At 67.9% G+C, this 22,708-nt stretch carries 17 protein-coding genes and 1 pseudogene; 8 read left to right on the top strand and 10 right to left on the bottom strand.

What is annotated here, in order from left to right; all coding sequences use genetic code 11:
* Positions 1-69 precede the first annotated feature (69 nt).
* Positions 70-1,545, top strand: coding sequence for an MATE family efflux transporter (locus tag ACIPR8_RS04075; protein ID WP_446540221.1), 1,476 nt, complete (start codon positions 70-72; stop codon positions 1,543-1,545).
* A gap of 147 nt (positions 1,546-1,692) precedes the next feature.
* On the opposite strand, the gene ACIPR8_RS04070 is transcribed toward ACIPR8_RS04075, so the two are convergent.
* From ACIPR8_RS04070 to ACIPR8_RS04060, 3 genes are all read right to left on the bottom strand, one after another.
* Positions 1,693-3,048, bottom strand: coding sequence for a Gfo/Idh/MocA family protein (locus ACIPR8_RS04070; RefSeq protein WP_446540220.1), 1,356 nt, complete (start codon positions 3,046-3,048; stop codon positions 1,693-1,695).
* Between the two features lie 121 nt (positions 3,049-3,169).
* The gene (locus ACIPR8_RS04065; protein ID WP_313251646.1) at positions 3,170-6,145 is read right to left on the bottom strand and encodes a TonB-dependent receptor plug domain-containing protein; all 2,976 of its coding nucleotides are present in this window, start codon (positions 6,143-6,145) and stop codon (positions 3,170-3,172) included.
* Positions 6,146-6,268: 123 nt separating this feature from the next.
* Complete coding sequence (locus tag ACIPR8_RS04060) at positions 6,269-9,631, bottom strand: TIM-barrel domain-containing protein (RefSeq protein ID WP_446540626.1); 3,363 nt, start codon at positions 9,629-9,631, stop codon at positions 6,269-6,271.
* A gap of 320 nt (positions 9,632-9,951) precedes the next feature.
* Here ACIPR8_RS04060 and ACIPR8_RS04055 point away from each other — a divergent pair, with 320 nt between their 5' ends.
* The 7 genes from ACIPR8_RS04055 to ACIPR8_RS04025 all read left to right on the top strand — a co-directional run bounded on the left by ACIPR8_RS04055 (position 9,952) and on the right by ACIPR8_RS04025 (position 17,770).
* Entirely contained in the window at positions 9,952-11,100 is a 1,149-nt protein-coding gene (locus ACIPR8_RS04055; RefSeq protein ID WP_446540219.1) for an SIS domain-containing protein, read from the top strand.
* Positions 11,093-12,028: an ROK family protein gene (locus tag ACIPR8_RS04050; RefSeq protein ID WP_446540218.1), complete on the top strand. Its 936-nt coding sequence runs from the start codon at positions 11,093-11,095 to the stop codon at positions 12,026-12,028. The genes ACIPR8_RS04055 and ACIPR8_RS04050 overlap by 8 nt, the downstream gene beginning before the upstream one ends.
* Before the next feature lie 18 nt (positions 12,029-12,046).
* Positions 12,047-13,381, top strand: coding sequence for a D-tagatose-bisphosphate aldolase, class II, non-catalytic subunit (locus ACIPR8_RS04045; protein ID WP_313251650.1), 1,335 nt, complete (start codon positions 12,047-12,049; stop codon positions 13,379-13,381).
* A 36-nt stretch (positions 13,382-13,417) separates the two neighbouring features.
* Complete coding sequence (locus ACIPR8_RS04040; RefSeq protein ID WP_192287354.1) at positions 13,418-14,194, top strand: DeoR family transcriptional regulator; 777 nt, start codon at positions 13,418-13,420, stop codon at positions 14,192-14,194.
* Complete coding sequence (gene nagA, locus ACIPR8_RS04035) at positions 14,191-15,315, top strand: N-acetylglucosamine-6-phosphate deacetylase (RefSeq protein WP_446540217.1); 1,125 nt, start codon at positions 14,191-14,193, stop codon at positions 15,313-15,315. The genes ACIPR8_RS04040 and nagA overlap by 4 nt, the downstream gene beginning before the upstream one ends.
* Before the next feature lie 79 nt (positions 15,316-15,394).
* On the top strand, positions 15,395-17,194 hold the full coding sequence (locus tag ACIPR8_RS04030) for an MFS transporter (RefSeq protein ID WP_446540216.1): 1,800 nt from the start codon (positions 15,395-15,397) through the stop codon (positions 17,192-17,194).
* Positions 17,195-17,302: 108 nt separating this feature from the next.
* A complete protein-coding gene (locus ACIPR8_RS04025) occupies positions 17,303-17,770 on the top strand; it encodes a hypothetical protein (RefSeq protein WP_446540215.1) in 468 nt (155 codons plus the stop codon).
* Between the two features lie 266 nt (positions 17,771-18,036).
* Here ACIPR8_RS04025 and rplS read toward each other — a convergent pair whose 3' ends face one another.
* The 7 genes and pseudogenes from rplS to ACIPR8_RS03990 all read right to left on the bottom strand — a co-directional run bounded on the left by rplS (position 18,037) and on the right by ACIPR8_RS03990 (position 22,627).
* Positions 18,037-18,450 carry a 50S ribosomal protein L19 gene (gene rplS, locus ACIPR8_RS04020; protein ID WP_132865217.1) on the bottom strand — a complete coding sequence of 138 codons (414 nt, stop codon included), beginning with the start codon at positions 18,448-18,450 and terminating at the stop codon, positions 18,037-18,039.
* A gap of 139 nt (positions 18,451-18,589) precedes the next feature.
* Positions 18,590-19,369 carry a tRNA (guanosine(37)-N1)-methyltransferase TrmD gene (gene trmD / locus ACIPR8_RS04015; protein WP_446540214.1) on the bottom strand — a complete coding sequence of 260 codons (780 nt, stop codon included), beginning with the start codon at positions 19,367-19,369 and terminating at the stop codon, positions 18,590-18,592.
* Positions 19,370-19,374: 5 nt separating this feature from the next.
* Complete coding sequence (gene rimM / locus ACIPR8_RS04010) at positions 19,375-19,890, bottom strand: ribosome maturation factor RimM (RefSeq protein WP_132865219.1); 516 nt, start codon at positions 19,888-19,890, stop codon at positions 19,375-19,377.
* 12 nt (positions 19,891-19,902) lie between these two features.
* A pseudogene (rpsP, locus tag ACIPR8_RS04005) lies at positions 19,903-20,160 on the bottom strand (30S ribosomal protein S16); the annotation flags it as partial.
* 137 nt (positions 20,161-20,297) lie between these two features.
* The gene (locus ACIPR8_RS04000; protein WP_446540213.1) at positions 20,298-21,089 is read right to left on the bottom strand and encodes an aminotransferase class IV family protein; all 792 of its coding nucleotides are present in this window, start codon (positions 21,087-21,089) and stop codon (positions 20,298-20,300) included.
* Positions 21,089-22,162, bottom strand: a complete 1,074-nt coding sequence (locus ACIPR8_RS03995; RefSeq protein WP_446540212.1) for an NAD(P)H-dependent flavin oxidoreductase — start codon at positions 22,160-22,162, stop codon at positions 21,089-21,091. The genes ACIPR8_RS04000 and ACIPR8_RS03995 overlap by 1 nt, the downstream gene beginning before the upstream one ends.
* 30 nt (positions 22,163-22,192) lie before the next feature.
* Complete coding sequence (locus ACIPR8_RS03990) at positions 22,193-22,627, bottom strand: hypothetical protein (protein ID WP_192287361.1); 435 nt, start codon at positions 22,625-22,627, stop codon at positions 22,193-22,195.
* Positions 22,628-22,708 lie beyond the last annotated feature (81 nt).

Raw genomic sequence — 22,708 nt, 5'->3', positions numbered from 1 at the left:
CTACATGGGGCCGGCATCGTCACCGTCAAGGTGCTAACGTGCCGGACCTCGAGCCTGACCAGCGCATTCATGTCGAAAGCAAGCCAAGCCCGCAACCTGACCGAGGGCCCGATCGGCCGCAGCCTGCTGCTGTTCTCGCTGCCGATCCTGGCCGGCAACATCGCCCAATCGCTCAATGGCTCGGTCAACGCGATCTGGGTGGGCAAGTTCCTGGGCGAGGCGGCGCTGACCGCCACGGCCAACGCCAACAACATCATGTTCTTCCTGATCGGCTCGGTGTTCGGCATCGGCATGGCCGCCACCATCCTGATCGGCCAATCGATCGGCGCGAACGACCTGCCGCAGGCGCGCCGGGTCATGGGCACCAGCGCGACCTTCTTCATCGGGCTGTCGGCGGTGATCGCGGTGGCCGGCTGGTTCCTGTCGCACCGGCTGCTGGTGGCCATGGGCACGCCGGCCGAATCGATGCCGCTGGCCGATGCCTACCTGAAGGTGATCTTCCTCGGCATGCCGCTGATCTACGCGTTCGCCTTCCTCACCGCGGCCCTGCGCGGCGCAGGCGATTCACGCACGCCGTTCCGCTTCCTGCTGCTGTCGGTGCTGCTGGACATCGGTTTCAACCCACTGCTGATCTTCGGCATCGGCCCGTTCCCGGAACTGGGCGTGGCCGGCGCGGCGTGGGCCACCTTCTTCGCCCAGGGGCTGTCGCTGGCGGCGATGCTGCTGTACCTGCGCAACAAGCGCCACATGCTGTGGCTGGGCCGCAAGGATGCCGCGCTGCTGAAGATCGACCTGGACATCCTCAAGGCACTGGTGCTCAAGGGCGTGCCGATGGGCCTGCAGATGGTGCTGATCTCGCTGGCGATGATCATGATGATCTCCATGGTCAACGGCTACGGCGTGGAGACCGCCTCGGCCTACGGTGCGGCACTGCAGTTGTGGACCTACGTGCAGATGCCGGCGATGGCCATCGGCGCGGCCTGCTCGTCGATGGCCGCGCAGAACGTGGGTGCCGGGCGCTGGGACCGCGTGGATGCAACCGCGCGCACCGGCGTGCTGTTCAACTTCCTGCTGACCGGTGCGCTGATCGCGCCGATCCTCCTGTTCGACCGCAGCACCCTGGCGCTGTTCCTGCCCGAGGCCAGCCCGGCGCTGGAGATCGGCCGCCACCTCAACCACATCGCGGTGTGGTCGTTCCTGTTCTTCGGCGTGAACTTCGTGGTGTCCGGCGTGGTGCGTTCCACCGGCGCGGTGGTGCCACCGCTGGTGATCCTGGCGATCGGCATGTGGGGCATCCGCGTGCCGATGGCCAAGCTGCTGCAGCCGGCGCTGGGGGCCGACGCGATCTGGTGGAGCTTCCCGACCAGTGCGTTCTGTTCGATGCTGATGGTGATGGCGTACTACCGCTGGGGTAACTGGCGCAAGGCCAAGATGCTGGACAAGCATGCGCCGGACACCCTGGCCACGCCGGCCGAGGTGGCGTCCACGCCGCCGTCGCCGGTGGCCGATGCCAACCCCGAGGTCGAGGAACCGGCGACGCGCTGAAGGGCGTGGCCGGTGCGGATGACGGGCTTCTTTGCCCTCTCCGCCCCTTCGCTGCGCGGAAGGGACGGGTGACGCCGGGCCATGCCCGGCGCCGGCGTTGACAAGACCTGCCGCCGAGCGTGGCTCGGCACTACCGCTGTACGGCCTTCAGTAACTGGCGTCAAACGCGAAGATCGGCTTGCGCTGCTGCCACAGGCCGTTGGTGAAGTCCGGGAATTCCAGCGTCTGGAAGCCATTGGCGATGGACTGCTCGGACAACGGCGTGATCGCGCTCCAGGTCACCGCGTCGAAGATGTCGATCGGCATCGGCGCCTGCGCCTTCAATGACTCGACGAAGGCATGGATCACGAACCAATCCATGCCACCGTGCCCTGCCCCGGCGGCGGTCTCGGCGTGCTTCTTCCACAGCGGGTGCTCGTACTGGTCCTGGTAGACCTGGAACTCCTCCCACTGGTGCGGCGGACTGCGCCCTTCGATATGAATGCCGTGGTTGAGGTCCATCCACAGGCCCTTGGTGCCTTGCACGCGGAACCCGAGCGAGTACGGGCGCGGCAGCGAGGTGTCGTGCTGCAGCAGGATGGTCTCGCCGTTGGCGCAGGCCAGCGTGGTGGTGACGATGTCGCCCAGCTTGAACTGCACCTGCGTGCTGGGATGCGTGGTACCGCCGCTCTTGGCCACGGTGTACTCGTGCAGGCCGCGCGCCTTGCTGGCGAAGGCATTGATGTGGGTGAAGCGATTGCCACGGTTGATGCCGGTGTACATCGCGCACGGGCCAATGCCGTGGCTGGGATACAACTCGCCGTTGCGCGTGACCGAATGCTCGGTGCGCCAGCGCGCCTCGGACCAGCCCTTGGCACCAAACTCCACGCCGCTGCCATAGGGGTGCTCTGGATTGCCGTCGTTGAACTTCACCCCGCGCAGGTCATGCTGGTAGCCACCCTGCAGGTGCACCAGTTCGCCGAACAGGCCGGCGCGGACCATCTGCAGCGCGGCCATCACGTCGCGGCGGTAGCACACGTTCTCCAGCAGCATGTACGGCGTGCCGGTGTCCAGTTGGGTCCGCAGCACGTCCCAGTGGTCCTGCAGGGTGATGCCGGCGACCACTTCGCAACCCACCGCCACCTTGGCCTGCATCGCTGCGATGGCCATCGGCGCATGCCACTCCCACGGCGTGGCGATGATCACGCCATCCAGGCCGCGCTGCTCCAGCAGCCGCTTCCAGGCATTGACGCCGCCGTCCTGGCCGTAGGTGGTGGGCGCCGGTTTGCCGGCCTTGGCGACCATGTCCATCGCCCGGCCCAGCATGATCGGCTCGATGTCGCACAGCGCCACCATCTCCACGTCCTCACGCCGCACCAGCTCCTTGAGCAGCACCTGGCCGCGCATGCCGGTTCCGATCATGCCCAGCCGCACCTTGCGGTTGCGCGCCCAGGCCGGCATCTGCGGCAACAGGGTGGTGGCGGCCAGGGCCGCGCTGGCCAGGATGAATTCCCTGCGTTTCATTGCATGTCCTCTTTCGTGAAATCGTGCCGTTGCCGGCAGGCGTATCGGCCCCGCACTGACGGTGCCATCACCCTCCCCCGCATGCAACGCATGCGGGGGAGGGTGCCGGGGCGTGGCAGGCTCAGAACTTGTAGGTCGCCGTCACGCTGTAGATGCGACCGAAGTTGTTGGTGTAGCCGGCGAAGTTCATCCAGTCGTTCGGGTCGTAGAACGGCAGGCGGTTGAACAGGTTCTTCACGGTCACGCCCACGCTCAGCTTCTCGATCGGACGCCAGTTCACGCTCAGGTTGGCCGTCCACCAGGCCGGTGCGCCGCCGCAATGGCCGGGCGCCAGGTCCAGGTAGCTGCCGGTGCAGGTCTGGGCGTTGTTGTCCTGCGCGTCGATGCGGTCATACGCCCACTTGGTGCCACCGACATAGTTGACGTAGAAGCCGGTGTCCCACTTGCCGTAGGTCCAGTTGGTGTTGAAGGTGGCGCGCACCTTCGGGTTGTTGTAGTAGCCGACCACGTTGCCGTAGTACCAGCCGTCCCCGTTGTCGGAGTTGTACATGTTGCGGTTGGCGATGGTCGCGGCGACACCGATGTTCAGGCGGCCCCATTCACCCAGGTCGAAGCGGCTGCGCAGGTCCACGTCGAAGCCGTCGATCAGGGTGCGGCCGCGGTTGCTGTACTGGCCGATCACGCTGGCCACGTTGCCGGTGCTGTAACCGGGCAAGGTGGACGGGCAGCTCACACCGCTGGCCGGGTCGTTGCACATGTTGGCCAGCGCGGCCAGGTTGGACAGGTCGGTCTCGGTGATCGGGAAGCGGGTCATCGAGTCGATGTCCTCTTCCTTGCTGTAGTCCGGTGCGACGATCTCGTCGCGGCGGTACACGAACCAGTAGTCGGCCGACACCGAGAGCCAGTCGGTGGGTTCAAACACGACGCCCAGGGTCGCGATCTTGGCCTTCTCCGGCTTCAGGTCCTGGTTGGGCTGAGTCATGCGTGCCACGTTGCGGCTGCAGTCGCTGTTCCACAGGCTGTTGCCCAGGTCCTGGTCGACGACGCGGTTGGACTGCCGCAGCAGGCCGGCGATGGCATTGGTCTCGTTGCAGCGGATCTCATCGCGGTAGCCACCGATCTGCGCATACACGCCGCCGCTGCCGGCCTCGGCCAGGCTGGGGGCGCGGAAGCCTTCGGAATAGGTACCGCGCAGCATCAGCTGCGGCAATGCCTGGTACTTCAGGCCGATCTTCGGCGCGGCGTTGGCGCTGAAGCCCGGGTACTTGTCCAGGCGCAACGCCAGGTCCATCTCCAGCTTCTCGGTGAGCGGCGCAACGGCTTCGGCGAACAGCGCGTAGGTGTTGCGCTTGCCGTCGAACCACGAACCGCCCTGCTGGGTGATCAGGCCGTTGGCGGCATCCGGATTGCCCGGGGTGTAGAAGGTCTCGCGGGTGGCGTTGAAGCCGAACGCCGCGCGCACCTCGCCGGCCGGCATCTTGAACAGCGGGCCCTCGATCTTGCCGTCCAGGGTATGCAGGCGGGTCCACGACTCGATGTCGAAGGTCGGGAAGGCTTCGCGGATCAGCGCCGCGTTGGCTTCACTGATCTCGCCGAACTTGTAGGCCGGGTGATCGGAAATGATGACGCGGCCGGTACCCGGATCGATGGTGTACGGGCCGAATGCCTTCTCGAACCCCTTCAGGTTGACGTTGGTGGTCTGGTAGGTGACCGAGTGCGAGCCGGCGGTGGCGAACGCGGTTTCCCAGTTCCAGTCGCCGGCGCTGCCGCGCAGGCCGGCCACCGCGCGGTAGCTCTCGTCGGTGTTGCGCTGGCCGAAATGGCCGCCGCCCACGTCCTGCAGCAGGTAGCCCAGACCGACCACGCCGCCCATCAGTGCCTTCATCTCGGGGCTGGCGTGGTTGTATTCGTTGTTCGGGCCGAGCCACGGGGTCAGGAACTGGTTGACCGTGTTGCCGGTGTTGCGCGAGAACCAGCTCTGCGGGTTGCCGGTGGTGGTGCCATAGGCGCGCGGCGTGCCGCCGTTGGCATGCAGGTCGATGTCGGTGTAGGTGACCTCGGCGAACGCCTCGGTGGCATCGTTGAGCTGGAAGTGGCCGTTGACGTAGGCGGTCACGCGCTTGGAATCGGCGCCGCCGTTGATCTGGCGGTTCATCCAGGTCTGCCAGATGCAGCGCGTGCCGCTGGCCACCTGCAGCACGTTGTTGCAGCCCGGCGCGGCCTCGTCCATCCGCGCCCCGGTGACCGGGTCGATGGCGTAGTAGTAGCCGGGGTTGAACACGCCGGGCGCGCTGCCGGTGTCCAGCCGCAGATTCTTGATGTAATCCGGGTTGTTGACGTAGAACTGCGCCGGGTTCTTGAGGTACCACTCGCTGTCCGGGATGCCGTCGCGCTTGTACATGTTGACGCTGGCATAGACGTTGTAGCGGTCTTCGGACAGGTCACCGAAGCCACCGGTGATGCTGGCCTGGGTTTCGCCGAACGAATCGAAGCGCGAGGCGGTGTCCCAGGTACCGCTGACCTCCAGGCCCTGGTAGCTGCTCTTGGTGATGACGTTGATGACGCCGGCCACCGCGTCGGTGCCGTAGACGGCCGAGGCGCCATCGGTCAGCACTTCCATGCGCTCGATCACGGCGGCAGGAATGGCATCGATGTTGACGAACTGGGTCTGGAAGCCTGCCGGTGCGCCGTAGTACGACAGGCGACGACCGTTGAGCAGCACCAGCGTCCCCTGTGCGCCGAGACCGCGCAGGTTGGCCTGCGAGGCACCATCGGAACCGGTGAACAACGACTTGGAATCCACCTGGCCCGGCCGCGCGGCAGGCAGGTTGTCGAGCACCTGCAGCAGCGTGCGTGCACCCATGTTCTGGATGTCCTGCTTGCTGATGACCTGCACCGGCGAGGCGGTTTCCACGTCGGTGCGGCGGATGTTGGAACCGGTGACCTCGATGCGGGCCAGTTCGGTGGCCTTGTCCTTGTCCTTGCCGTCGGTGTCCTGCGCGAAGGCAGGTGCGGCGATGGCGAACAGGGTGCTGGCGATGGCCAGCGACAACGGGGCGAATGTACAGCGATGGGGATTGCGGCGGGCTGGCAACATCGGGTTCTCTCCTGGAAAGGTCACGCAAGAACAGCAGTTGGCGGGCAAAGCGATCCCGGGCCACGGCCTTACGGCCGTGGTCGGCGTGGTACGGGGAGCAGCGGTGTTACGTGGTGGTGGTGGTCAGGGGGCGACGTAGTCGGCGGTGTCGCCCTCCTCGCCGATCAGCACGGCGTTGGCCCAGTTGCCACACACCCGGGCCGGGTCATCCCCCTGCGCACCCAGCGTGCGCAGGCTCAGGCGGGAAAGCCCGCGCACATCCAGTTCCGGCTTGACCACGCCGGGTGCCTTGACCAGGCCGCTGTCGTACAGCAGGCGGTCCTCGCCCCACACCTGGAACTGCATGCCACCGGCCTTGCGGCACTGGTCGTCGATGCCCAGGTCGGCGCGCAGCAGCTTCCAGTTGCCCTTCAACGCGATATCGATGCGGCTGCTGGCCGACACGCCCAGGCCGCGGCGGAACTGCAGGCCGTTCATGCGCATCGGCACGTCGGCGCTGAACGCGCGGTCGGCATGGACCGACGCGGCCAGTGCGGCCGGCAGCGGCAGCTGGGAGAGGTACTGCTGCCGGGCCGGCCGCTCGGCCGCCTGTTGCTCTAGGATATGGAAGGTGGACAGCGCGATCGGGCCGACGTCGCGCGGCTGCAGTGCATCCACCGCACGTGCGCTGCTGCCCTGCGCTGCGCTCACCATCGGATCGGCACCGCTTGCGCCATCTCCCTCCGGGTTCTGCACGCTGAGCACGCGGAAGCGCAGCAGGCGGCCGGCGTGGGCCGGGAAGTCGATACGCTGCAGTTCCTGCTTCAGCTGCAGATGACCGCTGGCGATCGGCTTGCCCCACTCGCCGTTGCTGTCGGCCATGTAGATCTCGTAATCACGCACCTGGCCATGCTTCCAGTGCTGGTCATTGCGCGGTGCCAGCTCGATGCCGTCGATCAGCTTGCGTTCGCCAAAGCCCACCACCCATTCGTGGGCGCCGGTGCGGATGGCCTGGTTGCGCACGCTGCGGAACCACGTTGCCGCATCGTCGTCGAAGGCATTTTCCAGCGGATGGCCGGGCTCTTCGGCCGGGCGGTTGACCACCAGCAGGCTGTCGGACGGCAGCGCGCGGCCCAGTTCGGGCGCGTTCGGGAAAGCGTCGTCGGCCAGCGCCGCGGCGACCGGGAAATCCAGCTGCAGTTTCAGCGAGGTGCGGATGTCCTGGCTGGCGGTACGCACATGCAGCGTGCCCTTGCGCTCCTTGCCATCGAAGTACCAGCCCTCGCTGGCGGCCTGCAGCGCGGCCGCGTCGGCCAGCTGGGGCAGCGCGCGGCCATCCAGCTGCACGGCGGTCGGTGCGCTGCGGTTCAATACGCGCAGGCCATAACGGCGCTGCGCCAACTGGCCTTGATACTCGCCCTGCACCGGCGCGATCTCCACCTGCACCGGGCCACTGCCCTGCGCCGGTGCCTGCACGCGGATCTGCTGCGTGCTCGACTCGCCCTTCTGGTAACGGCGGGTGCTGCCATCGTCTTCGTACAGGGTGTAGCTGGATGTACCCTGCGGATACAGATCGAAGGTCACCTCATCCAACGGCTTTTCGCCGTCGAACAGCATCTCCGGGTACATCGGCAGGATCGCACCGGCGCGCACGAATACCGGTAGCGTCGCCAGCTCGACCGCACGGTCCAACTGTTTGCCTTCGGCACCTGCCTGCAGGTGGCGGCCATCCCAATAGTCGTACCAGCCACCGGCCGGCAGATGGATGTCGCGGCGCCAGCCACGGCTCGCCGCCTGGCTGCGGTAGACCGGCGCGACCAGCAGGTCGCGGCCGAGCAGGAACTGGTACTTGTAGGTTTCATCCTGCGCGTGCGGGTCCTGCGGGTAGTCCCACATCAGCCCGCGCACCGGCGGCGCACCGCTTTGGGCAGCGTCGTGCACCAGCCCGTACATGTACGGGGTCAGGCGCATTTTCAGCTTGAGATAGTTGCGGTTGATCGAGCGATACGGCTCGTCGAAGGCCCAGGGGTGCTTGCGCGCATTGGACGACCAACCGGACATGCCCATCAGCACGGGAGTGAAGGTCTTCCACTGCAGGTCGCGGGTGAAGGTCTCGGCGCTGCCGCCGAAGATCGCATCGACGTCGCCGCTGGCGTAGGCCATGCCCGACAGGCCCGAACCCACCAGGGTCGGCACGTGCCAGCGGATGTAATCCCAGCTGCTGCTCTGGTCACCGGTCCATGCCACCGCATAACGCTGGATGCCGGCCCAACCCATCACCGTCCACAGAAACGGGCGCGAGTCGGAATTATTGAGGATGCCGTTGAAGGCCTGCTGGTTGGCGTCCATCGCGAACTGGTAGCCCTGCCCGGTCCAGGCCACGTCCAGCTTCTGCACCCGGCTGCCGGCCTTGCCGACTTCCCAGGCAATCTTGTCCACGCCGTTCTCGGTCCACAGGCCGGTCTTGAAGCCGTACCTGGCCAGCCCCTGCACGGTTTCCGGCAGCTGCTTGTAGCCGCAGCCGTAGCCGTCGTTGGGCAGGATCCAGCCGCCGGGCATGTCGTTCTCGCGGTACTTGGCGGCGACGCTCTGGACCACGTCGGGCGTGGTGCCGGTGGGGCCATCGCTCCAGCCTTCGGGCACGCTGCCGGGCTTCTTGATGTTGTCGCCGTCGTTGTAGCAATCGGCATCGCCGTAGGACAGCGCCCAGCGCGCGACCATGTTCGGGCGGCCGGTCAGCTGGGTGTAGCGTTCGAGCAGGCGCTGCAGGTCGGCACCCACGAAGTAGTACGCGTCGAAGCGGTCCTCGCGGTGCAGCAGCGTGGACTGGTCGGGCTGGCGCAGGTCGTAGCTGCCATCGCTCCACGTATTGCGCAGCATGCCCCAGCCCCGCGAGCTGAGCAGCATCGGCGCCGGGCTGGGGCGGTCACCCTCTTCCCAGCCACCGGAATAGGACACCTCCAGCTCGCGGCCCTTGAACTGGAAACGGCCGTTCTGCTGGCCACCACCATAGAACGCCTCATCGGCCTGCGAGGACAGCACCTGCACGCTCTGCGCCGCATCCAGGTCCAGTGGCTGCAGCTCTTGCCACATCGGCACGCCACGCGCGCCGTCCAGCCGTTCCAGGCGCAGTTGCAGGGGCTGGCGCTGCACGTGCAGCACCAGGGCCGGCGTGCGTACGCGGATCTCGCTGGCGTCCTCCTCCAGCTCTGCCTGCACCGGCTGCACCGGCTGCGGCAGTACGATCGGCGCGGCCTTGTTGCCGGCGTCGGTCAGCTTGCCGTTGCGCCCGGCCTGCACGTGCACGATGTCATTGGCCAGCACTTCGATGCGCAGCTTGCTGCCGTTGTCGGTGAGCAGTTCCCAGCCGCGCACGCCATCGCGCCCGTCCGAAGCACTCACCGAGCGCAGGTTGCCCACCGGCTCGGCCTGCGCCGGAAGCGCCGGCAACAACAGCGCCGAAAGCAGGGCCACCAGCAGCGGCGATTGACGGAAGCGGTTGTGCATCGTGTCCCCAGGCCCGTTCATCGGACGTTTCGAAATGCGGTTGTGGCCGACTCTAGGGCAGCAAATCGAAAGATGTCAACAAAATGAAAGCAAAAAGTAAGTGGGATTTCTTGCAATCGAAAGATGGTGCAAAGCACCACTTTCCGTTACCCCCGGATTCGCGCATTCACCCGGGGCGAAAGGGTTTTCATGGAAACCTTTCGTTCGTGACGCCGATCGCGACGGGTACATGATCGCCGGCATATTCTTTTCATTTACTTTCGATATTTGACATTTCGAAAGAAAACGAAGATGGTTCGCCTGCACAACAGGAACCAAGAATGGACCTCACCCTGCTTTCCGATCTGTCCAACTGGCAGCGCCTGGGCGGTGCCGATACCGCCGCCGAAATCGCCCAACAGCCCTTGCTGTGGGAGGCGCTGGCCCACGATCTGTCCGAACATGCGCCGCGCCTGCAGGCCTTCCTCGGCGAACGCCTGGACGACCCGCGGCAACGCGTGCTGTTCACCGGTGCCGGCAGTTCCGGCTTCATCGCCGAGATGGTGGCCGACACCCTCAACGCGCAGTGGCCGGCGGAGATCCGCGCCGTGCATACCACCAGCCTGCTCACCCATCCGGCGCTGTACCTGCAGCGTGACCGCCCGACTCTGCTGGTGTCCTTCGGCCGCAGCGGCTCCAGCCCGGAAAGCGTCGCCGCGGTGGAGCGCGTGCGCGCCGACGTGGACGACGCGCGCTTCCTGGACATCACCTGCAATGCCGACGGCGAACTGGCCCGCCGCGGTGCCGGCCGTGCCGATACCTGCACGCTGCTGATGCCACCGGCGTCCTGCGACCGCGCCTTCGCCATGACCAGCAGCCTGAGCTGCATGCTGCTGGCGGCATTGGCCAGCTTCGACCGTGCGTCGTGGAACGCGCGCATCCAGCATTTGGCGCAGGTGGCCGCGCTCGCGCGCCAGGGCATCGCCGACTGGGATGCAGCCGTCGCCACGCTCGCGCAACAACCGTTCTCCCGCGTGATTTACCTGGGCAGCGGCCCGCACGAAGCACTGGCCCGCGAAGCCGCGCTGAAGGTGCTCGAGCTCACCGCCGGACGCGTGCTTGCCCTGGCCAACACGCCGCTGGGTTTCCGCCATGGCCCCAAGTCCACCCTCAACGGCGAGACGCTGGTGGTCGTGTTCCGCAGCGTGCAGCCGCTGGCGCGTCGCTACGAACAGGACCTGCTGGAAGAGCTGCGCGCCGATGGCGTGGCCGGCAAGGTGTTGTCGATCGGCCCGCAGCTGGACGCCGGCGACGACTACACCCTGCCGGTACCGGCCCTGCCGGACAGCTGGCTGGCGCCGGTGTGGCTGCCGTTCGCGCAGCTGTACGCGCTGCAGCGCTCGGCCGCGCTCGGCCTGACCCCGGACAATCCCTTCCCCGATGGCACGGTCAACCGGGTCGTCAAGGGCGTGACCATCCACCATGATTGACGCCACCCGCACCTGCTACGGCATCGACATCGGCGGCACCAAGATCGAATTGGTGGCCTGCGACGCCACCCTGCAGGTGACGTGGCGCAAACGCGTTGCGACCCCGCAGGGGGACTATCCGGCCTTCCTGCAGGCGGTGAAGCACCTGGTCCACGATGCCGACCAGGCGCGCGGCAATCCGGCCGTCGCCATCGGCATCGCGCTGCCCGGCGTGCGTGACCGTCGCAGTGGCCGCCAGCTCAGCGCCAACGTGCCGGCCCTCACCGGCCAGGCCGTGGCCCAGGACCTGCGCGACCTGCTGCAGCGCCCGCTGCACTTCGGCAACGACCTGCAGTGCTTCGCCCTGTCCGAAGCGCATGGCGGCGCCGCCGAAGGCTACGCCAGCATGTTCGGCGCCATCCTGGGTACCGGCGCCGGCGGCGGCTACTGCGTGCAGGGGCGGCTGGTCAGCGGCTTCAACGGGCTGGCGGGCGAATGGGGGCACTGGAGTGTCCCGGCCGGCCTGCTGCAACGCCATCAACTGCCACTGCTGGAGTGCGGCTGTGGCCTGCGCGGCTGCGTCGAGCGCTATGTCTCCGGCAGCGGCGTGGCGATGATCGAGCGCCACCTCGGCGGCGCCGCCCGCAACGCCAGCGACGTGATCACCCTGGCCGACGCCGGCGATGCGCGTGCACGCCAGGCGCTGGACATCCACCGCGACCTGCTCGGCCACAGCTTCGCCGCGCTGGTGCTGGCGCTGGACCCGCACGTGATCGTGCTCGGCGGCGGCCTTTCGCAGTACGCGCCGCTGTATGAGCAACTGCCGGCCGCCATCGCCGCGCACCTGTTCGACGGCGTGGAGGTGCCACCGATCGTGCCACCGCGCTTCGGCGATGCCGGCGGTGCCCGTGGTGCCGCCCTGCTCGTCAGCCAACCCGTCTTTTCCTGATCCCCCGGGAGTCCGTCCATGTCACCGCTGCAGTCCCTGCTCCTCTCCCACCGCCAAGGCCACAACGTGGGCCTGTACAGCGTCTGCTGCAGCAACGAGCAGGTGCTGCGCGCGGCCATGCACGTGGCATTGGCGCACGACACGCTGCTGCTGATCGAGGCCACCTCCAACCAGGTGGACCAGTTCGGCGGCTACACCGGCATGACCCCGCCGCAGTACCGCGACTACGTGTGGCAGCTGGCCGACGCCGAAGGCTTCCCGCGCGAGCGCCTGGTGCTCGGAGGCGACCACCTCGGCCCCAACGCCTGGCAGAAGCAGCCGGCCGCCGACGCGATGGCCAACGCCCGCGTGCTGATCGAAGCCTATGTCGCCGCCGGCTTCCACAAGATCCACCTGGACTGCAGCATGTCCTGTGCCGACGACCCCACGCCGCTGCCCGACGCCACCGTCGCCGCACGCTCGGCCGAGCTGGCCGTCATCGCCGAACGTACCGCCGTTGAAAACGGGCTGCCCTTGCCGGTCTACGTGATCGGCACCGAGGTGCCGGTCCCCGGCGGCGAAGCCTCGCTGGAAGGCGGGCTGGCCGTCACCACGCCGGCCGCCGCCGCGCAGACCCTGGCCATCCACCAGCAGGCCTTCGACACGCCGCCGCTGCGCGATGCCTGGCAGCGCGTGATCGCCATGGTGGTGCAGCCGGGCGTGGACTTCGACCACAGCAGCGTGCACGACTACGACCCGGACGAGGCCGCCGCGCTGGCCGACTTCCTTGAGCAGCAGCCGCGCATCGTGTTCGAGGCGCACTCCACCGATTACCAGCGCGAATCCGGCCTGCATGCCTTGGTGCGCGACCACTTCGCCATCCTCAAGGTCGGCCCGGCAGCGACCTTCGCCTACCGCGAGGCCCTGTTCGCGCTGGCCACGATCGAAGCGCAGCTGTTGCCCGCCGGGCAATGCTCGCAGCTGCCGCAGGTGCTGGAGCAGGTGATGCTGGCGCAGCCGAAGTACTGGCAGGCGCACTACCACGGCGACGAGGCCACGCTGCGCCTGCTGCGCGCGTTCGCCTTCAGCGACCGCTGCCGCTACTACTGGGGCGAGCCGGCGCTGGTGCAGGCCGTGGCCACCCTGTTCGCCAACCTGGAAGCCCATGCGCCGCCGCTGGTGCTGCTCAGCCAGTACCTGCCCGAGCAGTTCCGCGCCGTGCGCGCCGGGGCGCTGTCCAACACGCCGGCCGAGCTGGTGCAGTTCCACGTCGGCCTGTGCCTGGCCGAGTACGCGCGCGCCTGCAGCGACAACCAGGCCGGCACGCGCCGGGAAAACGAAAGCACGCAAACTTCCGTTCTTGCGAAAGGGTAATCTCCCCCTTTCCTTCCCACCAGAACGAGACCCGACATGCGCAACACCCGCCCGCGACGCCAGCAGATCCTGCAGCTCCTGATCGAGCAGGGTTCGGTGCAGGTATCGGACCTGGTGGAGCAATTTGGCGTCTCGGCGGTCACCATCCGCACCGACCTGGGGCAGATCGAGTCGCAGGGACTGGCCACGCGCACCCACGGCGGCGCCACGCTGGTGCGGGTGCCGCCGCAGGAGCAGGACATCCACGAGAAGGACGTGCTGAACCTGTCGCTGAAGGAGTCCATCGGTGCGCGCGCCGCGCAGCTGGTGCAGCCCGGTGACAACATCATCATCGACTCCGGCTCCACCACCATGACCCTGGCCCGCCACCTGCACGACCAGCGCGAGGTCACGGTGATGACCAATGGGCTGAACATCGCCTGGGAGCTGGCCAACGCACCGGGCATCAACGTCCTGCTGACCGGCGGCGTGCTGCGCAAGCAGTCGCTGTCGCTGCAGGGCAGCCAGGCCGAATCCAGCCTCACCACCTACAGCTTCGACACCCTGTTCCTCGGCGTGGATGGCCTGGACCTGCAGTTCGGCCTGACCACCCACGACGAGGGCGAAGCCCGCCTCAACCACCGCATGGTCGAACGCGCGCGGCGCATCGTGGTGCTCACCGACGCCTCCAAGTTCGGGCGCGTCAGCCTGCACCGCATCGTCCGCCTCGACCAGGTCCACGCCATCATCACCGACCCCGGCATCGACGACGCCACCCGCGACGGCCTGCTGCAGCAGGGGATCGAAGTGATCATCGCCGAGCCCTCTTCATGACCGACACCCGCTCCCTGCACGGCCGCGTGCTCACCCCGCTGGGCTGGCGCCGCGGCAGCGTGCACTTCGACCAGCGGATCCGCACGTTGCAGGTGGAGGACCACGCCGGTGATGCCGGCGACCTGCCGATCCTCCTGCCCGGCTTCATCGACCTGCACGTGCACGGCGGCGCCGGCGTGGACCTGATGCAGGGCGGCGACGTCGCGCGCACCATCGCCCGCACCCATGCACGCCACGGCACCACCACCCTGCTCGGCACCACCATGACCGCCGCGTTCGAGGAAATCGAGGATGCGCTGCGCGGGCTGGCCCAGGTCATCGCCACCCCCGATGCCGACGCCGCGCAGATCATCGGCGTGCACCTGGAGGGCCCGTTCATCAGCCCGCAACGGCTCGGCGCACAACCGCCGCGCACCCTCGAGGCCACGCTGGAATCGGTGCAGCACCTGCACGCGCTGGCGCCCATCAAGGTGCTGACCCTCGCGCCGGAGATCGGCCAGCACACCGCGCTCATTCCCGCGCTGGCGGCAATGGGCATCCGCGTGCAGGTCGGCCACAGCGCCGGCACCTACGAGGACGCGGTGGCCGCGCTGCAGGCCGGCGCGGTCGGCTTCACCCATCTGTTCAACGGCATGACCGGCGTGGACCACCGCAACCCCGGCATCGCCGCGGCCGCCCTGGCCCACGCCGAGTACGCCGAGCTCATCCCTGACCTGGAGCACGTGCATCGCGGCGTGATCCGCATGGCCACGCGCGCCATCCCGCGCCTGTACGCGGTCACCGATGCCACCGCCGCCACCGGCATGCCCGACGGCGAGTACGCGCTGGGTGAGCAGCGCGTGCACAAGTGCATGGGCTGCGTGCGTCTGGCCAGCGGTTCGCTGGCAGGCAGCGCGCTGACCATGGACCAGGCGTTGCGCAACCTGGTCGACGTCGGCCTGGAGCTGGCCGATGCTTCGCAGCGCGTGTCCACCATCCCCGCCGACTACCTCGGCCTGGACGACCGCGGTCGCATCGCCCCGGGCCTGCGCGCGGACATGGTCGTACTGGGCCCGGACCTGCAGCTGCAGCAGGTCTGGGTCAACGGCCAACCGATCGACCCACGTCCGGCCCTGCACTGACCCCTGTTCCGGTGCGTGCAACGCGCACCGGCATCCAACGCGCAGCCGCGCACCTGCCACCGCTCCCGGAGCGCTCCCGATGACCGATACCGCCTTCGCCGTACCCGCCACCGAGGCCGCCCCGCGCTGGCCGGTGCGCTACCTGCTCTTCATCGCCGGGCTGGGTGGGCTGTTGTACGGCATCGACATCGGCATCATCGCCGGCGCCCTGCCCTACCTGGAGGCCACCGCCAGCCACGCCTGGCAGTTGAGCAGCCAGCAATTGGGCTTCGTGGTCGCCGCGGTACTGCTGGGCAGCGTGCTGTCCTCGCTGTTCGCCGGGCTGGTGGCCGACCTGATCGGCCGCCGCGGCGCGATGCTGCTGGCCGGCGTGCTGTTCACCGCCAGCATCCCGATCATGGCGCTGGCCTCGGGCTACACGCCGCTGCTGCTCGGCCGCCTGTTGCAGGGCATCAGCGGCGGCCTGATCGGCGTGGTGATCCCGCTGTACCTGGCCGAAGTGCTGGCACCGGAACGGCGCGGCCGTGGCGCGGCGATGTTCCAGCTGCTGCTGACCATCGGCCTGGTGCTGGCCGCCTTGATCGGCCTGTACCAGGCGCACGCGGTGGACGATGCCACGCGTGCGGTCAGCCACCTGCCGCTGGCGCAGCAGGCGCAGGAACTGTTCGCGGTGAAGGACCACGCCTGGCGCACCATCTTCTGGAGCTGTCTGCTGCCGGGCGTGGTGTTCTGCGCCGGCGTGCTGTGGCTGTCCGAATCGCCGCGCTGGCTGGTACGGCGCGGCCGCCTCGACGCCGCCCGCCGCAGCCTGCAGCGCACGCTGCCGGCCAGCCAGGTCGAGCGCACCCTGGCCGACATCCAGGCACCGGTGGCCGCGCGTGCCGACGGCCAGCGCGACCGCCTGCTCAGCAGGCGCTACATGGTGCCGTTCCTGCTCGCCTGCGTGGTGCTGGCTTGTACCCAGGCCACCGGCATCAACTCGGTGCTGGCCTACGCCGTCAATATCCTCAACCAGGCCGGCCTGCCCGGCGCGGCGGCCAACGGTGCCGACGTGGCGATCAAGCTGCTCAACGCGGTGATGACCGTGGTCGCGCTGCTGCTGGTCGACCGCAAGGGCCGCAAGTTCCTGCTGATGCTTGGCAGCGGCGGCATCTGCGTGGCCCTGCTGGGCGCGGCGATGCTGTTCTTCAAGGCCGAGCAGGGGCGGCTGGACGTGCAACCGCGCATCCAGCAGATGGTTCTCGCCGACGGCCTGCAGCTGGAACTGGACCCCTCGCAATGGCGGCAACTGGCCGGCACCCACATGCGCGGTGACCAACCGATGCAGTTGACGGTGTCCTATGCCTACGGCGGCTTCAGCGACGTGCGCTCTCTGCGCAGTGACAACCCCAGCGACCACCTGCTGGGCATCCAGCGCGACGCCACCGTACGCGCGGACAGCGTGATCGGCAGCTTCTTCCGCCGCCTGCACCTCAATCCCTTTCCGGACCCGGCCGCCGCGGCCGACGCCCCACTGCACATCGACCAGGCCTGGATCGGCCCGGTGCCGTCGGCGCAGCATGGCTGGATGGTCGCCACCTGCATCCTGGTGTTCGTCGCCTTCTTCGCGGTCGGTCCCGGCGTCTGCGTCTGGCTGGCGCTGTCCGAGCTGATGCCCAACCGCATCCGCTCCAACGGCATGAGCATTGCCCTGCTGATCAACCAGTTCGTCTCCACCAGCATCGCCGCGATCTTCCTGCCCACCGTCGGCCAGCACGGCTACGCCAGCATGTTCCTGTTCTGGGCCGGCTGCACGTTCGTGTTCTTCCTGGTCGCCACGTTCTGGCTGCCGGAAACCAAGGGCAAGACGCTGGAGCAGATCGAGGCACATTTCCGCTGAGCCCAAGGCAGCCTGCCTGTCGTAACGTTCAACGTGCGGCGGGCATCAGCCGATGGCAAGCTGGAGGCTATTCCCGGTCTCGGCCGGGTCATCGCCAAGGAGCCATCAATGCAGCGTACACATGCATGGAAGCAGGCCGGCACGCTTGTTCTCTGGTACTACGCCGGGAACGACCGCAACTATCCAGGTTGGCATCTGACGGCAGACGCGGAAGGCGGTCACTCGATGATCGCCTTGCTCGACGCACTGACCCACGACTCCGCGCCTGCAACGCGAACCCTGCAGATCACTCCCCCGACAGCGGCGCACCTTGGTGTACCCAACAACAGGGCCGGGGTGGCTTGGCGTACCCCAGGGAAACTGCGGCTGACTTTTTCCAATGATCCACACACCTGGGGACTTGCCATGGAACAGGACCTGGCCGTTCTTGCGTTTGGCACTGAAGGCACGGCGGCAATCCGTGATGGACTGCTGGATGTGCTGCAAGGCCGCGGCGACTATTCCATCACTATCCCCGGCGGAACCGGTACACCGCTGTGGTTCTGGTGGTGGCCGAGAACCGCTGCCGGCCGGTAACAACGGCGGCACGGCCATGCAATAGAGACCCTCATCCGCCCCTGCGGGGCACCTTCTCCCGCGCGCGGGAGAAGGGATGGGGTTGCCGCGATCCGGCCGTTGGCCGGTGACCCCGAAACCTCGCGCAGACCTCCCTTCTCCCGTTTACGGGAGAAGGTGCCCCAAAGGGGCGGATGAGGGCAACGCAACACATCCACACCGCACAAACGCGAACGGCCACCCGAAGGTGGCCGTTTGCTGCATGCAGGCGGACCTGCGTGCGGGTATTACTCGGCGGCGGCAGCCTTGGCAGCCAGGCGGGCAGCCTTGGCCTGCTGGGCAGCAGCCAGATCTTCCTTGATGCGAGCAGCCTTGCCTTCCAGGCCACGCAGGTAGTACAGCTTACCGGCGCGAACCTTGCCGCGGCGCTTCACTTCAACCGAGTCGATCAGGGCGCTGTGGGTCTGGAACACGCGCTCGACGCCGTAGCCGTGCGAGATCTTGCGCACGGTGAACGAGGAGTTCAGGCCGGCGTTCTTGGTGCCGATCACGACGCCTTCGTAAGCCTGCACGCGCTCACGGTTGCCTTCCTTCACCTTCACGTTCACCACGACGATGTCGCCCTGGCTGAACTTCGGCAGTTCGCGGGTGATCTGGGCGGATTCAAACTCCGCGACGATGGACTTGTTCAGCTTGCTCATTGGATTACACCGATTATTCGGGGTGGGCGTGTCGGTATCCGACAACGTGGGCTTATGCAGTCGCCGAATTGCGCTGCACGTTTGTTGTTCTGGCGCCCCATGCCAGCCTGAATGGCTGGTGGGAACTCGCAATTCTAACCTACTGATTACCCTCGGCGCCAGTGGTTGGCGGCAGGCCAGCGGCCTGCGCCTCCCGGGCCTCGGCCAGCAGCTTGCGGTCGGTCTTGTCCAGGCCGGCCTCGTCGAGCAGGTCCGGCCGGCGCAGCGCGGTGCGCAACAGCGACTGCTGCCGGCGCCAGCGCGCGATGGCGGCGTGGTTGCCCGAGCGCAGCACGTCCGGCACGTCACCCAGCGCGTGGCTGGACGGGTGGCTGTAATGCGGGCAGTCGAGCAGGCCATCGCCCTCGAAGCTGTCCTGCACCGCCGACTCGGCGTCATTCAGGGCACCGTCCTGCAGGCGGGTGACCGCATCGATGATCACCGCCGCACCCAGCTCGCCGCCGGACAGCACGTAATCGCCGATGGAGATCTCCTCGTCCACCTCCGACGCCAGGAAACGCTCGTCCACGCCCTCGTAGCGCCCGCACAGCAGGATCATGCGCGGCAGCGCCGCCAGCTCCCGGACCTTGGCCTGGGTCAGCGGGCGGCCCTGCGGGCTCAGGTAGATCAGCGGCGCCGGTTGCGGGTCGGCCGCGCGGGCGGCCGCCAGCGCGGCACGCAGCGGCTCGATCAGCATCACCATGCCCGGGCCGCCCCCGAACGGTCGGTCGTCCACCCGCCGGTAGTTGCCCTCGGCGTAGTCACGCGGGTTCCAGCCATGCAGCTCCAGCAACCCGCGCTCCTGCGCACGGCCGACCACGCCCAGCGCGGCGGATTGCGCCAGGAATTCGGGGAACAGGCTGATGACGTCGACGCGCACGCGGGCTAGAACTCCGGATCCCAGTCGACCACGACCAGGTTGGCCTCGAAGTCCACCGACTTGATGAAGTCGTCCATCACGAACGGCACCATGCGCTCGCGGTCGCCGCGCACCACCAGCACGTCATTGGAGCCGGTGTTGAACAGGTGCGAGACCTGGCCCAGCTTCACGCCCTCCACGGTCTGCACGTCCAGGCCTTCCAGGTCGACCCAGTAGTACTCGTCCGGCTTGGGCGGTGGCAGCGCGCTGCGCAGGATGTAGATCTCGGTGCCACGCATGGCCTCGACCACATTGCGGTCGTCCACGCCCGGGAAGGTGGCGATCAGGGCCTTGCCCGACTCGCGTCCACGCACGCCGGTCAGCTCCGACTCCTGCCCCGAGGGGGAGCGCAGGATCCACGGCTGGTACTTGAAGATGGCGGAACGGGGCTCGGTCCAGGACTCGAGCTTCAGCTCGCCGCGCACACCAAAAGCGCCGGCAACCCTGCCCAGCAGGATCCGGCGCTCGGAATCTTTATTCATATGAAGCAGTCGGGCCGCGACGGCCTGGGCCTTGGTCGCTTCCTTGTACAGGTTGCGAACCTTGTCGGTCAGCTGGGCGCCGTTGGCAACCCACTTGTCGACGGCGGCGATGTCCAGCACAACGCGCTGCTCGGCGCCCTGGGCGACCGGGTTGTAGTAGCCGACGCGCTCGATGTTGCGGCCATCACGGGCGCTACGGACGTCGGTCACGATGATGTGGTAGAACGGACGCTTCTTGGCGCCGCCGCGGGTCAGTCGAATCTTGACCATGGTGGTGTTTTCCTATGTTGCCCAGTCGCCAGGATGGCGCGGTAAGCCGGCGATTATAGCGACGGGTCCGGGGCATTCCAAGTGTTGGGCCTCGGCCGAAGCTGAACAGATGTTCAAGCCTTCACACCCCAAACGCCCTAAAGCACCGCCCACGGCGCCTCGCCCAGCGCCCGCTGCAGCAGCTCCAGCAGCAGGTCCGACTGCTCGAACACCTGCTCCCCGATCCGCGCCAGCGGCCACAGGCCGGTGGAATTGCAGGCCACCGCGCCGCTCATCCCTGCCAGCATCGGCAGGTGCACCTCGCGCCGCACCTGCCCCTGGCCCAACGCCGCCAGCCCATCCATCAGCAGCAGCTCGCTGACCCCGCGCAGCGCCGTTGCCTGCGGCCAGATCACCCGGCCGCCATCCCAGAACGCCACGTTCCAGGTGCTGCCCTCGCTGATGCAGCCCGCCGCATCGACGAACAAGGCGTCGTCATACCCGGCCGCCATCGCCTGCCGCCGGTAATGGAACAACGGAAAGGTCCCCACATGCTTCACATGCGCCAGCTCGCGCTGGTAGGACACCGCCAGCACCGCGCGTCCGGCCACCGGCATCGTCGCCGGCACGCCGATCCCGATCAGGACATCGATGGGCACGGCCTGCTGCGGCTGCCGGAAGTCGAAGGCACGCGAGAACACGGTGATCCGCACCGATGCATCGCCCACCTCGCAGGCCTCCAGGGCGCGCTTGAGCCAGCGCTGCAGGCTGGCCGCGTCCAGGTCGGCATCGAACAGTTCACGCGTGCCCTGCCGCAACCGCTGCACATGCAGCGCCCAGCCCTGCACCGCCCCACCGCGTACCTGCAACGAGGTGAAGTGGCCATAGTTGACCAGCGCCGGGGCGAGCACGTCCACGTCCACCGGCCGGCCATTGCAGAACAATCGCATCACAGCAGCACCTGCGCCTGTGCCCACATCGACTGCAGGATACGTGCCGCCGGTTCGCGTCGCGCCATCCACGCCGACTGCCCGGCCCAGGCCTGCATCGCGTCGATCCGGCCATCGGCACCGGCCTGCCGGCGCATGGCGGCGGTCAGCCCCCGCTGCACCGGATAAGGACGCGGCGCAGGTGCATCCGGAGCGGCCGCGGCGCGCACATACGCGGTATCCAATGCGCGCCCCAGCCGGCCGCTGAAGGCACGGGTAGTGCGCGTGCCTTCCGGCTCGGCGTCCTGCAAGGCCTGCTTCCAGGCATCGGGGACATCGGATTCATCCGCTGCAAGGAAGGCCGTGCCGACCATCACCGCACTGGCACCGAGCACCAACGCGGCGGCTACGCCACGTCCATCGGCGATGCCTCCGGCGGCGATCACCGGCACCTCCAGCCGGTCGGCCAGACGTGGCAGCAGCGCGAACAAACCGACCAGCTGTTGCTCGGCCTGGTCAGCCTCGAATGCGCCGCGATGGCCACCGGCCTCGGCCCCCTGCGCGATCACCGCGTCGGCTCCGGCGGCCTGCGCCTGCAGGGCTTCGGCAAGCGTGGTGGCACCGGCCAGCCAGGCGATGCCGGCGTCCTTCAGGCGCTGCACCTGTGCCGGCGAGAACACCCCCATGATGCTGGATGCCACCGCTGGTCGCGCCTGGACCAGGGCCTCGAACTGCGCATCGAAATCCGCCGGGCCGGCATCACCGGCACTGGCCGGCACCTCCGGCCCCCACTGCGCGAGGAACGCCCGGGTCGCGGTTTCACCAGCCACGTCGCGGGCAGGCGCTGGATCGGGAATCCAGACATTGACCTGCGCCGGCCCCGCGGACTGCGCGCGGAAGGCCTCCATCCATTCCCCGACCTGCCCAGGCGTGGACAGCACCGCGCCCATCGCCCCCATGCTGCCGGCGTTGGCCAGCGCCACCGACAACGGTACCGGGCAGGCGCCGGCCATCGGCGCCAGGAGAATGGGGACGTCAACGCCGAAGCGTTGGCAGAAGCCGGCAACACGCGCGGCGATTGCAGGGTTGTGCATGGCGATCACGACGCCAGCGGGCCACCCGGATCAGCGCACCGAAAGGGCGTAGCTCCGCACCCGCTGGCTGTCCATCTCTTCGCTGAAGGTGAAGTCCACATATTGAGCGTCATCGGCAGCCATTGCCACCTCGACCAAGGCCCGGCCGATCTCGCTGCCCTCGGCATCCAGCGCCCTGGCCACCAACGTGCCAGCGAACGAGTGGGACGCGATCACGTAGATGGACGCGTCCCTGGCCCCCATCCCGCGGCTCTTGCCCAGGGTGACCGTCAGCCCGCGCGCGGCCATCGCCGGCGCGACCTCGAGCGTGAGCGACATGCGCCTGTCCACGCCCTCGCCAGGGCCAGCCACGAAATCCATGGCACTTCCGTCGACGGCACGTCCCGTGCGCGGGGACGGCGAGCGGTCATCGCCGCACGCCGCCAGGCCCAAGGCCATTGCAAGCAGCCCGATTCCCTTCTTCATGCATGTACTCCTGATCGTTCGGATGACGGCGAAACATCGTGGCTTCCCACGCGCCGCAAGCCTTGTATCGGGAGCATTCCG

Source organism: Stenotrophomonas sp. LARHCG68 (assembly GCF_052871705.1).
Note: the sequence above shows the minus strand (reverse complement) of the source record. Positions and strands in the feature narration are given on the sequence as shown.